10 protein-coding genes are annotated in these 14,511 nt (G+C 65.1%); 5 read left to right on the top strand and 5 right to left on the bottom strand.

Annotated features, from left to right (window positions below; genetic code table 11):
• Window positions 1–10 precede the first annotated feature (10 nt).
• The 5 genes from BXA07_RS05330 to BXA07_RS05310 all read left to right on the top strand — a co-directional run bounded on the left by BXA07_RS05330 (window position 11) and on the right by BXA07_RS05310 (window position 8,319).
• Window positions 11–2,008 carry a DNA topoisomerase IV subunit B gene (locus BXA07_RS05330; RefSeq protein ID WP_076566281.1) on the top strand — a complete coding sequence of 666 codons (1,998 nt, stop codon included), beginning with the start codon at window positions 11–13 and terminating at the stop codon, window positions 2,006–2,008.
• Window positions 2,008–3,717, top strand: a complete 1,710-nt coding sequence (locus BXA07_RS05325) for a molecular chaperone HscC (RefSeq protein WP_076566279.1) — start codon at window positions 2,008–2,010, stop codon at window positions 3,715–3,717. Before BXA07_RS05330 ends, BXA07_RS05325 begins: the two co-directional genes overlap by 1 nt.
• 12 nt (window positions 3,718–3,729) lie before the next feature.
• A complete protein-coding gene (locus tag BXA07_RS05320; RefSeq protein ID WP_139335437.1) occupies window positions 3,730–5,538 on the top strand; it encodes a J domain-containing protein in 1,809 nt (602 codons plus the stop codon).
• A 48-nt stretch (window positions 5,539–5,586) separates the two neighbouring features.
• Window positions 5,587–7,941, top strand: a complete 2,355-nt coding sequence (gene parC / locus BXA07_RS05315; protein ID WP_076566276.1) for a DNA topoisomerase IV subunit A — start codon at window positions 5,587–5,589, stop codon at window positions 7,939–7,941.
• Window positions 7,942–8,130: 189 nt separating this feature from the next.
• On the top strand, window positions 8,131–8,319 hold the full coding sequence (locus BXA07_RS05310; RefSeq protein ID WP_076566274.1) for a helix-turn-helix domain-containing protein: 189 nt from the start codon (window positions 8,131–8,133) through the stop codon (window positions 8,317–8,319).
• Here BXA07_RS05310 and BXA07_RS05305 read toward each other — a convergent pair.
• The 5 genes from BXA07_RS05305 to BXA07_RS05285 form a co-directional block, all read right to left on the bottom strand.
• Window positions 8,316–8,663 carry a hypothetical protein gene (locus BXA07_RS05305; protein WP_076566273.1) on the bottom strand — a complete coding sequence of 116 codons (348 nt, stop codon included), beginning with the start codon at window positions 8,661–8,663 and terminating at the stop codon, window positions 8,316–8,318. The two genes, BXA07_RS05310 and BXA07_RS05305, sit on opposite strands and share 4 nt — an antisense overlap.
• A 26-nt stretch (window positions 8,664–8,689) precedes the next feature.
• The gene (locus BXA07_RS05300; protein WP_280175045.1) at window positions 8,690–11,020 is read right to left on the bottom strand and encodes a DUF8189 domain-containing protein; all 2,331 of its coding nucleotides are present in this window, start codon (window positions 11,018–11,020) and stop codon (window positions 8,690–8,692) included.
• Between the two features lie 164 nt (window positions 11,021–11,184).
• A complete protein-coding gene (locus BXA07_RS05295; protein WP_076566271.1) occupies window positions 11,185–11,661 on the bottom strand; it encodes a hypothetical protein in 477 nt (158 codons plus the stop codon).
• Window positions 11,662–11,876: 215 nt separating this feature from the next.
• Window positions 11,877–13,094 carry an acetate/propionate family kinase gene (locus tag BXA07_RS05290; RefSeq protein ID WP_076566270.1) on the bottom strand — a complete coding sequence of 406 codons (1,218 nt, stop codon included), beginning with the start codon at window positions 13,092–13,094 and terminating at the stop codon, window positions 11,877–11,879.
• A complete protein-coding gene (locus BXA07_RS05285) occupies window positions 13,091–14,506 on the bottom strand; it encodes a bifunctional enoyl-CoA hydratase/phosphate acetyltransferase (RefSeq protein ID WP_076566268.1) in 1,416 nt (471 codons plus the stop codon). Before BXA07_RS05285 ends, BXA07_RS05290 begins: the two co-directional genes overlap by 4 nt.
• Window positions 14,507–14,511: the final 5 nt, after the last annotated feature.

Here is a 14,511-nt window from a genome sequence, read left to right as displayed (position 1 = left end):
TTGAACACGTATGGCCACTAAAAAACCAGCATCCGACTACAGCGAATCATCCATCCGTGTCCTGAAAGGACTGGAACCCGTCAAGCAGCGCCCGGGGATGTACACCCGCACTGAAAATCCGCTGCACATCATTCAGGAAGTGATCGACAATGCCTCCGACGAGGCGCTGGGAGGTCATTGCACGCATATCGCCGTGACGCAAAACACGGATGGCAGCATCACCGTCGAAGACAATGGCCGCGGCATTCCCGTCGGCCTGCACCCGGAAGAAGGCGTGCCGACGGTGGAAATCGTGTTTACACGGCTGCACGCGGGCGGCAAGTTCGACAAGGGTTCGGGCGGCGCCTACGCGTTCTCGGGCGGCTTGCACGGCGTCGGCGTGTCCGTCACCAATGCGCTATCGACGCGCCTGGAAATCACAGTCTGGCGCAAGGAAAGCGACGGCAACGGCCTGCATCACATGGTGTTTGCCAACGGCGACGTGATCGAACCCCTGAGTTCCCGCCCCGCCCCGCGCGACGGCAAGAAGTCCGGCACGCGCGTCACGGCCTGGCCCGATGCAAAATACTTTGATTCGCCCAACATCTCGCAAACGGAGCTGCAACGCCTGCTGCGCTCGAAAGCCGTGCTGCTGCCGGGTGTCACCGTCACCCTGACCAACGCGAAGACGGGCGATACGCAGACCTGGCAGTACGCGGAAGGCTTGCGCGGCTACCTGACCGAAACGCTGGCGCAGGTATCGAATGGCGAAACCCTGATTCCCCTGTTCGAAGGCGCGCAATACGCGGGCCCGGACTCGGAAGGATTTGCCGAAGGCGAAGGCGCGGCCTGGGTGGTGGCGTGGACGGAAGAAGGCGCCATCGTGCGCGAATCGTATGTCAACCTGATTCCCACGTCGAATGGCGGCACGCACGAATCGGGCTTGCGCGACGGCCTGTTCGGCGCCGTGAAAAACTTCGTCGAAATGCACTCGCTGCTGCCCAAAGGCGTGAAGCTGCTGCCGGAAGACGTGTTCGCGCGCGCCTCCTTCGTGCTGTCGGCCAAGGTGCTGGACCCGCAATTCCAGGGCCAGATCAAGGAGCGCCTCAATTCGCGCGACGCCGTGCGCCTGGTCTCGACCTTCACCAAGCCGCCGCTGGAACTGTGGCTGAACCAGCACGTCGACTACGGCAAGAAGCTGGCCGAGCTCGTGATCAAGCAGGCGCAGTCGCGCCAGCGCTCGCTGCAAAAAGTGGAAAAGAAAAAATCCTCGGGCGTCGCCGTCCTGCCGGGCAAGCTGACCGACTGCGAATCGTCGGACATCGCGCGCAATGAACTGTTCCTCGTCGAGGGAGACTCGGCGGGCGGTTCGGCCAAGATGGGCCGCGACAAGGAATTCCAGGCGATCCTGCCCCTGCGCGGCAAGGTCCTGAACTCGTGGGAAACGGACCGCGACCGCCTGTTCGCCAATAACGAGATCCACGACATTGCGGTGGCCATCGGCGTCGATCCGCACAGCGTGGGCGACTCGCCCGACCTGTCGGGCCTGCGCTACGGCAAGATCTGCATCCTGTCCGATGCGGACGTGGACGGCTCGCACATCCAGGTACTGCTGCTGACCCTGTTCTTCAAGCACTTCCCCGTCCTGATCAACAAGGGCCACATCTGCATCGCCCGGCCGCCTTTGTACCGCGTGGACGCGCCGGCGCGCGGCAAGAAGCCGATGCAGAAAATCTATGCCCTCGACGACGGCGAGCTGGTCGCCATCGAGGACAAGCTGCGCAAGGAAGGCGTGAAACAGGGCGCCTGGTCAATCTCGCGCTTCAAGGGCCTGGGCGAGATGAACGCCGAACAGCTGTGGGAAACGACGATGAACCCGGACACGCGCCGTTTGCTGCCCGTCACGCTCGGTGAAATCGACCACATGACCTCGGCCTCGCGCTTCAATATGTTGATGGGCAAGGGCGAAGCGGCAGGACGCCGCGCCTGGATCGAGGAGCACGGCAATGAGGCGGAGGCGGATATCTGATGATCATCGGCATCGACCTGGGCACCACCAACAGCCTGGTCGCCATCTGGCGCGACGGCAAGGCTTCCATCATCCCGAATGCGCTCGGTGAACACCTGACGCCGTCGTGCGTGAGCATCGACGACGACGGCACCGTGCTGGTGGGCCGCGCCGCGCGCGAACGGCTGCAGACGCACCCGCAGCTGACGGCGGCCGTCTTCAAGCGCTACATGGGCAGCGAAAAGAAGATCACCCTCGGCACGCAGCAATTCCGCCCGGAAGAGCTGTCGTCGATGGTGCTGCGCGCGCTGAAGGAAGATGCCGAGGCCTTTCTCGGCCACAAGGTCGAAGAGGCCATCATCACCGTGCCCGCGTATTTCAGCGATGCGCAGCGCAAGGCCACGCGCATCGCCGGCCAGCTGGCGGGCCTGCGCGTGGAGCGCCTGCTCAACGAGCCGACGGCCGCCGCGCTGGCCTACGGCATCCGCGACAAGGAACAGGAAAGCAAATTCCTCGTCTTCGACCTGGGTGGCGGCACGTTCGACGTGTCGATCCTGGAGCTGTTCGAAGGCGTGATGGAAGTGCGCGCCTCGGCCGGCGACAATTTTTTGGGCGGCGAAGACTTCGTCACCGTGCTGGTCGACGCTTTCATGAAAGGCAGCGGCCTGCGCGACGCCGTCGGCAGCCGCCTGCTCGACCCGCGCCAGCAGCAGCTGCTGCGCGATGAAGCCGAGCGCGTCAAGCGATTGCTGTCGGACCAGCCGTCCGTGCGCATGGCCACGCGTTACCAGGACAAGGAATACAGCTGGGAGATCGGCGAAGACAAGCTGGCGCAGCTGTGCGAGCCGCTGCTGGCCCGTTTGCGCCTGCCCGTGGAACGGGCGCTGCGCGACGCCACCATCCGCGCGGCGGAATTGCATGAAGTGGTGCTGGCCGGCGGCGCCACGCGCATGCCGCTGGTGCGTAAACTCGTCTCGCGCATGTTCGGCCGCTTCCCCGCCATCCACCTGGACCCGGACGAAGCCGTGGCGCTGGGCGCCGCCGTGCAGGCGGGCCTGAAGATGCGCGACGCGGCCCTCGACGAAGTGGTCATGACGGACGTGGCGCCGTATTCGCTGGGCATTTCGATTTCGCGCCAGGTTGGCGCGAACCAGTATGAGGGCGGCCATTACCTGCCCATCATCGAGCGCAATTCCGTGGTGCCCGTCTCGCGCACGGAAAACATCACCACCATCCACGACAACCAGAAGGAAATCAACGTGGCGATCTTCCAGGGCGAGTCGCGCCTGGTGGCCGACAACGTCTTCCTGGGCAAGATCAGCTTCCCCATACCCGCAAAAAAGGCGGGCGAGATCGGCATCGACGTGCGCTTCACCTACGACGTCAGCGGCGTGCTGGAAGCGGAAGTGACGGTGCTGGCCACGCAGGAACGCCACAAGATGATCATCAGCGACAACGCGGGTGTGATGACGCCGGAACAGATCGAGCAGCGCTTTGCGGAACTGGCCGACCTGAAGATCCACCCGCGCGAGCAGATGGAAAACCGCACCCTGGTCACGCGCGCCGACCGGCTGTACGAACAGTCGCTGGGCGACGTGCGCCAATACCTGGCGGCGCACACGGCCAACTTCCAGGCCGCGCTGGAAACGCAGGACCCGAACACCATCCGCAAGGCGCGCCAGGCGCTCGACGAGGTGCTGCGCCAGGTCGAGAGCGAGAGCTTCCTGTAAATGGACGGCGGCATGTACAACGGACAGCGCGGCCTGTGGGAGATCCTGGGCACGGAGCCGACCGGCGACGAGCGCGCCCTCAAGCGCGCGTACGCGAAGCGCCTGAAGGTGACGCGTCCCGAGGACGATCCTGCCGCCTTCCAGGAGCTGCGCGAAGCGTATGAATACGCGCTGCGCCATGCGCACCTGTTTGCCGAGGAGCTGCCGGAAGCGGAATCGGCTGGGACCGAAGCAGCGGCGGAAACGCCAGAAGCGCCGCCCATGGAACCGGCCGACCTGTGGGGCGTCATCAACGAGCCCGCGCAACACGCACCTGCGGAGCTGTGGGGCGTCATCGCCCAGGACCAGGCGCCGCCGCCGGAATTATGGGGCGTGGTCGCCATCGATCCGGTGCTGGAAGCGGAGCACCTGTGGCAAGGCTGCCTGGAATTGATGCGGCATGCGGATGCGGGCGAGGTTCTGGCCCGCATGCTACAGGATGATGCCATGCTGAACCTCGACGTGCACGAGGAATTCGAGCTGCGCGCGCTGCGCTACTGCGCCAGCGCAGGCTATGACCTGGCGCTGCGCCAGGCCCTGTTCGAACAGCTGGGTTGGAACCACGATTTTTCCTACCTGGCGCGCAGCCATGCGGACCTGGTGCGCAGCGCCGTGCAGCGCTACCGGGCGGACCGCTCGTTCGCCCACTTCAGCGACAACCGCGACAGCTATCCGGGCCTGGACTGCATCATGTCGCAGCAGCCGCCAAGCGCCTACGCGCGCCAGCTGTTCGATGAAAAATTCACGCTGCAGCTGCGCGAGCTGCTGCACGCGATACGCTGGCAACACGCAGAGATGCTGGCCTACAAGCTCGATACGGACCTGTTCGAGCAGTGGGAACACGCCGTCCATGCCAAACGCTACTTCAAGCAGACGGCGCTCGCTTCGTGCGGCCTGGGCTTCGTGCTGCACTTCATGCTCGCGGGTGTGCTCGATGCGGCCGGCTTCAAGCTCGGCGACACGGCCGCCCATGCCAGCCTGCTCGGTTTCCAGGCACTGACCTTTGCCCTGCTGGCCATGCATGCCATGCGCTGGCCAGTCCCCCTGTTCGCGCGCCTGGATTCGCTGCAGGAAGCGCTGCAGGACCGCCTGCCCGTGCTGTGGCAGCGGCCCGGCTTGCGGCAGCTGGGCTGGATCGTGCCCTATCTGCTGCTGACGCTGATGCTGTTCCTGCCCGAACGCAGCGAGACCGCGCGCCTTGTCACCGCGGCCGGTTTGTGCGCCTCGGCCCTGCTCGCGTATGCGCTGAACCGCCAGCTGCTGCATGGCATGCTGCTGCTCCTGGTCCTGGGTTTGTCGCTGTTCGCCGCCATGTTCATGAGTGGCAGAGGCCAGTCGGCGCTGGCCATCGGCGACGCCATGCCGATGATGTTTTGCCTGGCGGCGCTGGCTCTGCGCAGCGCCACCGGCCTGTATGGCGATTGCGGCTGGCCGGAGGCGCTCTTGCCCCGCCTGCGCGCGGCATGGCTGATCGGCTGCGCGGGCTTGCTGTCCTTGCTGTATGTGCAGCAGATGCCGGCCGCCCTCGTCGGCGCCGCGCTGTATGTCTGGTCGTGCGCCGGCTTGCTGTTTTCCCCCACCGATTTCAAATGGAAGACGATCTGGCCGGTGGTGCTGGTGCCGTCCCTCGCCAGCTTCGTGCTGGCCGGCCACGCCCCGGCCATCCGCGCCATGCAGATGATGCATAACAGCGTGGAGCTGGCCCTGGCCGTGCTGTATTTCACCATGTGCTACATCTACAAGACCTACGGCAAATCCTTCTCCAAATCCGGGCTGTCATAATCGCCCCCATGAATTCAACCGCAACCACTTAACACCGAAACAAGCGCCATGTCCACACAAACCAATTTATTTGACGATGCCCAGCCTGAGCCGATCGAGCCGGATGAACCGGTATTCGACGGCGAAGCGCTGACCCTGTCCACCTTTGCCGAGCGCGCCTATCTCGATTACGCCATCTCCGTCGTCAAGGGCCGCGCCCTGCCCGACGTGTGCGACGGCCAGAAGCCCGTGCAGCGCCGCATCCTGTATGCGATGAATGAGCTGGGCTTGAATTCCACGGCCAAGCCGCGCAAATCGGCGGCCGTGGTCGGCGACGTACTGGGCAAATTGCATCCGCACGGCGACCAGTCCGTGTACGACGCGCTGGTGCGCATGGCGCAGGATTTCTCCTTGCGCTACCCGCTGATCGACGGCCAGGGCAACTTCGGCTCGCGCGACGGCGACGGCGCTGCGGCCATGCGTTACACGGAAGCGCGTTTGACGCCGATCGCCAAGCTGCTGATGGATGAAATCGGCATGGGCACGGTCGATTTCCAGCCCAACTACGACGGTTCGACGGAAGAACCGAAGCTGCTGCCGGCGCGCCTGCCGATGGTGCTGCTCAATGGCGCCTCCGGCATCGCCGTGGGCCTGGCGACGGAAATCCCGTCGCATAACCTGGCGGAAGTGGCCAAGGCGGCCGTCGCCATGATCCGCGATCCGAAGATGACGCACGCCGAATTGATGGCCATCATGCCCGGCCCCGATTTCCCCGGCGGCGGCCAGATCATCACGCCGCCATCGCAGATCGCCGACATGTATGCGAGCGGCCGCGGCAGCATGAAGGTACGCGCGCGCTGGAAGATCGAGGAACTGGCGCGCGGCCAGTGGCAAGCCGTCGTCACGGAACTGCCGCCCGGTACCTCGTCGCAAAAGGTCCTGGAAGAAATCGAGGAACTGACGAATCCGAAAATCAAGCTGGGCAAGAAGGCGCTGTCGCCGGACCAGGTTGCCCTGAAGGCGCTGATCCTCAATTCGCTCGACACCATCCGCGACGAATCGGGCCGCGCCGCGCCCGTGCGCCTCGTGTTCGAACCGAAATCGAAGAACCAGGACCAGACGGAATTCATGCTGATGCTGCTGGCGCACACGTCGCTGGAATCGTCGACCTCGATCAACCTGGTGATGATAGGCGGCGATGGCCGTCCGCGCCAGAAAGGCCTGGGCGACATCCTGCGCGAATGGATCGATTTCCGCTTCGAGACCGTCACGCGCCGCACCGGCTACAAACTGGGCAAGGTCAAGGACCGCATCCATATCCTGGAAGGACGCGAAGCGATCCTGCTCAACATCGACAAGGTGATCCAGATCATCCGCAATTCGGATGAACCGAAAGCGGCCCTGATCGAGGCGTTCAAGCTGTCCGAGCGACAGGCCGACGATATCCTGGAAATCCGCTTGCGCCAGCTGGCGCGCCTGGAAACGATCAAGATCCAGCAGGAACTGGCCGAACTGCGCAAGGAAGAAAAGGCGCTGCAAGACCTGCTCGACAACCCTGGTTCGATGAAGCGCGCCATCATCCGCGAAATCGAAGCGGACGCCAAGCAGTTCGGCGACGCGCGACGCACCCTGATCGAGGAAGCGCAGAAAGCCGTGGCCGAACAGAAGGTGGTCGATGAACCGGTCACCGTCATCATCTCGGAAAAAGGCTGGGTGCGCGCGCGCACCGGCATCGGCCACGACGCGGCGCAGTTCACCTTCAAGGCGGGCGACAGCCTGCATGGCGCCTTCGAGTGCCGCACGGTCGACACCCTGCTGGGCTTTGGCAACAACGGCAAGATCTACTCGGTTCCCGTCTCGGCGCTGCCTAACGCGCGCGGCGACGGGGTGCCGATCACGACCTTGTGCGACCTGAGCGGCGGCACGCCGGGCAACGCCGTGCGCATCCTGCACTACTTTGCGGGCAATGGCGCCACCAATTTGCTGCTGGCGTCGAGCGCCGGCTACGGCTTCATCGCCAAGGCGGGCGACATGACAAGCCGCCTGAAAGGCGGCAAGGCCTTCATCACCCTGGACGACGGCGACGTGCCGCTGGCGCCGAAAGTCATCCCCGAGGCGGCCAGCGCACTGGCCTGTTTGACGGAAGGCGCTCGCCTGCTGGTGTTCGGCCTCGATGAAATGAAAACCCTGACCAAGGGCGGCACCGGCGTCAAGCTGATCGACCTCGATGCCAAGGACAAGCTGCTGGCCGTGCAGCCGATCACCCAGCGCGGTGTAGTCGTCTCCGGCATCGGCCGGGCCTCGAAGCCGCAGGATGCGTCCTTGGGCGCCACGGCCCTTGCCGACCACTTTGGCAAGCGCGCGAAAAAAGGCAAGGCGCTGGCGGCCAAGCTGAAACCGGTCTCGATGGCAGCCATCGGCTGACCGTCATCGCGCCACACGAAAAGACGGGTTCGCCTGTCTTTTTTTTCGCCCATCGCCACGTAGCGGCCACTGGTAAAAATAATTTTAGACATACTCATCACGTTCCCGTTATCCCTGCAGGCATGCCACCGGCATGCCGCCCACGGACAGGAGAGCAAGGATGACAAACAACGTTTCAGGCAGGCCGCCATGCAGCGTCTGACGCCGGCGGAACGGCTGGTGGCGGCCATGGCGGCCGAAGGCTTGCCGTATAAATGCATCGCCAGGGAACTGGGCAAGTCGCCGGCCACCGTGCGCAACCAGCTGCATGCGATTTACCAGAAGCTGGACGTGGGCAACCGCACGGCGCTCGCGCACAAGCTGCGCGGCCAGCCTTAATGTCGCGCCAGGCGCAGCACGTCGGGTGTCGCTTCGACGATGTCGATCACATCCTGCGCGCCGGTGGCATCACTGAGCGCATAGCGGCCCATACCCAGCGGCACCAGCTTGGCGGCGGGACCGGCGCGGGGGCGATCATCGGGACCGGGTGCCATCGACGTCAATGTCACTTCTCCTTGCGCCATGGCGCCGGCGGGTGCGCCGAACTCGAGCACCTTGCGCCCCTTGCGGCTGGGAGGAAAGGCGAAGGTGGCCGTGGGCCGGTACACCTCGATACCGTCTGCATCCTCCTCGAAGGAATGCGTCCAGCTACCGCTGGGCAAAGCCGTTGTCATGCCGTGCATGCCGCCTCCCGTTTAACGCATTGATGTCAGAAACACGATACCACGCCGCCCAGGCTTTCATAGCCGCTCACGGACGGCGACCAGGCCGTGCCGTTCCACGCCTTGTGGAACAGGGCCCCATTCGTTCCCGTGACAAACACGTCGAGGCGGTTCGGCGCCCAGGCCGTCGCGCGCGCACGCGAGGTGCACACGCCGCCCAGGCTTTCAAAGCCCGTCAGCGACGGCGTCCAGGCGCTGCCGTTCCAGGCCTTGTGGTACAGGGCGCTATCGGTGCCGATGACGAACAGATCGAGCCGGTTGGGCGCCCACGACACGGCTTCCACCTCGCCCACGCAGATGCCGCCCAGCCGTTCGAAGCCGTCGTTGGAAGGCCCCCATTTCGCGCCATCCCACCACTTGTGGTACAGGGCGCCATCGGTGCCCGTAACAAAAACGTCGAGGCGGTTCGGTCCCCACGCCACCGCCTTCGGCGACGAGGTGCAAATGCCACCCAGCCGCTCATAGCCCGTCAGTGATGGCCCCCAGGCCGTGCCATCCCACCACTTGTGGTACAGCGCATGGTCGGAACCAATGACGAAGACGTCGAGGCGGTTCGCCCCCCATGCCACGGCTTCCGGCTGGCCCAGGCAGATGCCGCCCATGGCTTCGTACCCGGTCAGCGACGGCCCCCAGGCCGTGCCGTTCCACCACTTGTGATACAGGCCGCGGTCCGTGCCGACGACAAACACGTCGAGGCGGTTCGGCCCCCAGGCCACGGCGCGCGGGTCTCCCACGCACAGCCCGCCCATCGCTTCAAAACCGGTCAGGGACGGACCCCAGGCCGTGCCATTCCACCACTTGTGGAACAAGCCGCTGTCGGTGCCGGTGACGAATACGTCGAGCCGGTTCGGCGCCCACGACACCACCTGCGGCGCGCTGGTACAGATGCCGCCCTGCCCTTCATAGCCGGTGACGGACGGCGCCCAGGCCGTGCCATCCCAGGCCTTGTGGTACAGCGCGCGGTCCGTGCCCAGCACGAAGACGTCGAGGCGGTTCGCGCCCCAGGCCACGACGGGGGAGGAACTCTGGCGCGGCGTGGCGCCCGTGCCGCCCGTTCCCGTGCCGATGCTGGCGCGCGGACCGTCGAGGCAGGCCTGCATGCGCGCCACCTGGCCCGCCGTGAACATGAACATGGCGGGATCGTCGACGTAATCCATGTAGTTCATGAACATGTCGCCATTCGGCCCGTTGCTGCAGGAAATGTGCGGGAACGAAGGCTGGCCCGTGTTCGGCCCGCCCTGGTTCGGCGTGTCGGCCACGTTGTCCGTGCCCGAGCAGCCGGTGCCGTCGTCCCCCCAGATATGGTTCAGGTTCAGCCAGTGGCCGATTTCATGCGTGGCCGTGCGCCCCAGGTGGAACGGCGGCGCCGCCGTGCCCGTCGTGCCGAAGGCCGATTGCAGGATCACCACGCCGTCGGTGGCGGCCGGGCCGCCGGGAAACTGCGCGTAGCCGAGCAAGCCGCCGCCCAGCTGGCACACCCAGATATTCAGGTAGGTGTCGGCCGGCCAGGCATTCATGCCGCCCGTCGCCTGCGATTTGACGGCATCGTCGGCGCCAAACGAGGCCACCGTCGTCTGGCGCCGCTCGATGCCGCTGGTGGCCGCGCCGTTCGGATCGATCGTGGCCAGCGCGAACTCCACGCGCGCATCGGCCGTCAGCGGCAGGAACGGCGCCGGCGTGCTGTTGACATCGGGATTGACGCGCCGGAAATCACGGTTCAGCACGTCGATCTGGCTGGCGATCTGCGCATCCGAAATATTCTGCGCGGCCGTGTTCCACACCACGTGCACGACCACCGGTATCTGCGTCACGCCGGAACGTCCGGCACTGCTGCCAGCCCCCTCGTACATGCCAGCCTGGTTTTCAATATCGGCGCGGATGTTCGCATACGATGGATCTTCCGTCAGCAGGCGACGATGCACATCCATCGTGGCGCAGGTACGCACCTGCGGCGTGCCGCCTCCCTGGCCGCCACCGCCCATGCCCCCTGCGCCACCCCCGTCGTCACCGTCGCGGTCGCCCCCCATGCCGCCGCCATCGCCCACGTGCATGCAACTGGCGCCGGCCATGCCCTGCGATGCCTGCTGCATGCCGCCGCCCGGCATGTCGCCGCCATTCGCTGCGGCGGCGCCCTGGGCGAACGCCGCCTGGTCCGCGTACGACATGCCCACGCGCGGCCCCGGCATGGCGTCGGCGCCGGCAGCATCAGCGCCGGCATGCACGTCGCCCTCGACCGGCATGGATTGCATGGACTGCATGGTCGGCGCGCCTTCAGCCGAGCCGGTCGCCTGTGATTTTTTCGTTTTAGCGGTGCTCATGATGTCTCCTTCGTCTGTTTGCCAATTCACTATGGCACGGCGAAAAGAACAGCATTTGTGCCAGATCAAGACTGGCAAGCGGCGCCCGAAAAAAGTGGCAGACGAAAAAAAAGACAGCCGAAGCTGTCTTTTGGATTTGCCGGCCGTGGCCCGCAAACGGGGAATTACTTGGCGGCGGCGGCCTTGACTTCAGCGTCGGCCTTGGCCTTGGCTTCTTCCGTCTTGGTGGCGGCGAGGGCTTTGTCGGCATTCGCTTCCACTTTTTCCTTGGCGACCTTGGCGTTCGCTTTCACGGCAGCCTTGGTGGCTTTCGCATCGGCTTTGGCATCGGTTTTGTCGGCCTTGGCTTCCGCTTTCAGCTTGTCTTCCGCATCGGCGTGGACGACCTTGTCATGAGCCTTGGCTTTGGTTTTGTTGGCCTTGTGCTGGGCGTCGGCTTTCTTTTCGTCAGCCTTCATTTCGGCCTTGGCGACGTTGGCGTCAGCCTTGGCATCGACCTTGGCTTCCGAAGCGGCAGCCTTATTGACGTCTTTTTGCGCGGAAGCCTGGGCTTTCACGACAGCTTCCGTGGCCGGCGCCGTTTGAGCGAAGGCGGCGGTAGCAAACAGGGTAGCGATCAGGGTGGCGAGTAATTTGTTCATGATGAGACCTTTCAATATGGTTTAATTTTATTCTTACTAAAGGCGGGCAAAATGTTCAAAATTTGCCAGGCATCGCGCTGTTTCTTGATGTAGCGCAATGGCATGACTTCATAGTAAAGATAACTGGCAAACCACACAGTGCGTTAGCGCACTCAACGAGAAATATGTGCAAATCGACAAATTTCCCATCGAGTGCAACCGGACGCTTCAGATCATCATGCGCCCACGGCCAAGGCCGCGTGGCGCGCGGCCACCCACTCTTCATTGGCCGGCTCCACGCCCACCACGATACGGCTGGCGTCGGTGGAAATACGGCTGGCGTTGCGCGCATTCGCCTCGGCATCGAGCACGGGGCCGATAAAACCGAGCTCGGCGCAGATGCGCTGGCGCAATTCAGCGCTGTGTTCGCCGATACCGGCCGTAAACACCAGCATGTCCAGCCCGCCCAGCACGGCCGTCAGGGCGCCGATCTCGCGCACGATGCGGCGGATATATAAGGCCAGCGCGGCGCGGATGCGTTCGCCCGTGGCATCCTGCCGGTCCTGTTGCGCCAGCAGCACGGGCGGGTCGGCCGACACGCCCGACACGCCCAGCAAGCCCGACTCGTGGTACAGCACATGTGCCACTTTTTCCAGCGACAGCTTTTCGATTTCCATCAGATAGATGACGGCGCCCGGATCGAGCGAGCCGCAGCGCGTGCCCATCATCAGTCCGTCCAGTGCGGAGAAGCCCATGGTGGTGGCGACGCTGTGCAAATTGTCCATGGCGCACAGGCTCGCGCCGCTGCCCAGGTGGGCGACAATAACCTTGCCGCGCGCGACAGCGCCAAAGCGCTGCTCCAGCACCAGCGACTGGTATTCGTAGGACAGGCCGTGGAAACCATAGCGGCGCAAGCCCCGCTCCCATGCATCGTAAGGCAGGGCCAGCATCTGCTCGACCTGCGGCACCGTGTGGTGGAAGGCCGTGTCGAAGCACGCCACCTGGGCGATGTCGGGCCGCGACGTGAGCAGCACCTCGATCGCTTCGAGCGCGAACGGCTGGTGCAGGGGCGCCAGCGGCACATAGCTTTTCAGGTCGGCCAGCACGGCGAAATCGATGCGCACGGGAGCGAAATACTTGCTGCCGCCATGCACCACGCGGTGCGCCACGGCGCGCAGCGCACGCCCGTCCAGCTGCGCCACGACTTGCGCGCGGATGTATTCGAGCGCCGCATGATGCGGCTGCTGCGGGTCCAGCTGCAAGGCGACTGCCGGCAGGCCGCCGGCGCGGTACGTCGCGTTTTCGCGGCCGATGCCCTCGACCTTGCCGCTCCATTGCGCCTGCTGCGGCAGCACGCCGCCCGCCTGCTCGAAAAGGGCGAACTTGATGCTCGACGAGCCGCAATTGAGCACGAGGATCAGGGTGCCGTCGGCGTGGGTGATTTGCGCGTTCATGGCGGCGTGCTCCGGTAATGGTTGGCCAGCATCACGGCGATGGCGCACGAGGCGATGCGACTGGCGCGCGAATCGGCGCGGCTGGTGAGGATGACGGGGACCTTCGCGCCCAGCACGATGCCGGCGCTGTCCGCGTCGCCCATGTATTCGAGCTGCTTGGCCAGCATGTTGCCGCTTTCCAGGTCAGGCACAAGCAGGATGTCGGCGCGGCCGGCCACTTCGGAAACGATGCCCTTGACGGTGGCGGCGGCGATCGAGACGGCGTTATCAAAAGCCAGCGGGCCGTCAAGGATCGCCCCGGTGATCTGGCCACGGTCGGCCATCTTGCACAGGGCGGCCGCGTCCAAAGTCGCCGGCATGTCCGCGTTCACCGTTTCCACGGCGGCCAGGATGGCCACGCGCGGCTGGGCCACGCCGATCACGTGCGCCAGGTCGATGGCGTTGCGCACGATGTCGGCCTTCATGGCCAGGTTGGGCGCGATATTGATGGCCGCGTCCGTGATGATGAAGGGGCGCGGATACGCGGGCGTCTGCATCAGGAAGCAGTGGCTGATGCGGCGCTTGGTGCGCAGGCCGGCGCTGGCCGACAGCACGGCCGACATCAGTTCATCCGTGTGCAGGCTGCCCTTCATCAGCGCTTCCACTTCACCCTTGCCCGCCAGTTCGGCGCCGCGCGCGGCCGCCGCATGGCTATGCTCGACGTCCTCGATGGCGATGCCGGCCAAGCTCAGGCCCGCTTCGGCCGCCACCGCTTCCAGGCGCGCGCGCGGCGCCACCAGCACGGGCGTGATCAGGCCGGCCGCATACGCGTCCAGCGCGCCCGACAGGCTCAGTTCATCGCAGGGATGGATGACGGCGACCCGGATCGGCCCCAGCGTGCGCGCATGCTCGAGCAGGCGCCGCGTACCGTCGCCGTTATGCAGGCGCACTTCCGGCAAGGTGGCGCGCGCCCGTTCGATCTGCTCGGCCGGGGCGATCACCTGCGCCTCACCGTCGAGCACCACGGCGCCATGCTGGTTGACGCAGCGGCAAGCCAGGGTCACGTGGCGGCTGCGCGGTTCGCGCGCCGTCACGGTGACGCTGATGGCCAAGGTATCGCCCACGCGAACGGGCTGCAAGAAGCGCAGGGTCTGGCCCGTGTAGACGGTGCCGGCGCCGGGCAGGCGCGTGCCCAGCACGGCGGAAATGAGGGAAGCGCCCCACATGCCATGCGCGATCACGCCCTGGTAGCGGCTGGAAGCGGCAAATTCGGCATCGAGGTGCTGCGGATTGTCGTCGCCCGACATCACCGCGAACAGGGCGATATCGTCCATGCTCAGGGTGCGCGTGATGCTGGCGGTGTCGCCGATGGCGATCTGGTCGAAGGTGCGGTTACGTACGATATTCAGATCATCGTCTTGGGTAGTAGTCATCGTGG

The sequence above is a fragment of the Janthinobacterium sp. TND4EL3 genome (genome assembly GCF_900156175.1).
Lineage (GTDB): Bacteria > Pseudomonadota > Gammaproteobacteria > Burkholderiales > Burkholderiaceae_D > Janthinobacterium.
Note: the sequence above shows the minus strand (reverse complement) of the source record. Positions and strands in the feature narration are given on the sequence as shown.

What these genes read in the sequence shown, in the direction of transcription:
- BXA07_RS05285 (WP_076566268.1), bottom strand. Translation starts at nt 14,506, where the DNA reads ATGACTACTACCCAAGACGATGATCTGAATATCGTACGTAACCGCACC.
- BXA07_RS05295 (WP_076566271.1), bottom strand. Translation starts at nt 11,661, where the DNA reads ATGAACAAATTACTCGCCACCCTGATCGCTACCCTGTTTGCTACCGCC.
- BXA07_RS05325 (WP_076566279.1), top strand. Translation starts at nt 2,008, where the DNA reads ATGATCATCGGCATCGACCTGGGCACCACCAACAGCCTGGTCGCCATC.
- BXA07_RS05290 (WP_076566270.1), bottom strand. Translation starts at nt 13,094, where the DNA reads ATGAACGCGCAAATCACCCACGCCGACGGCACCCTGATCCTCGTGCTC.
- BXA07_RS05330 (WP_076566281.1), top strand. Translation starts at nt 11, where the DNA reads ATGGCCACTAAAAAACCAGCATCCGACTACAGCGAATCATCCATCCGT.
- BXA07_RS05305 (WP_076566273.1), bottom strand. Translation starts at nt 8,663, where the DNA reads ATGCACGGCATGACAACGGCTTTGCCCAGCGGTAGCTGGACGCATTCC.
- parC (WP_076566276.1), top strand. Translation starts at nt 5,587, where the DNA reads ATGTCCACACAAACCAATTTATTTGACGATGCCCAGCCTGAGCCGATC.
- BXA07_RS05310 (WP_076566274.1), top strand. Translation starts at nt 8,131, where the DNA reads ATGCAGCGTCTGACGCCGGCGGAACGGCTGGTGGCGGCCATGGCGGCC.
- BXA07_RS05300 (WP_280175045.1), bottom strand. Translation starts at nt 11,020, where the DNA reads ATGAGCACCGCTAAAACGAAAAAATCACAGGCGACCGGCTCGGCTGAA.
- BXA07_RS05320 (WP_139335437.1), top strand. Translation starts at nt 3,730, where the DNA reads ATGTACAACGGACAGCGCGGCCTGTGGGAGATCCTGGGCACGGAGCCG.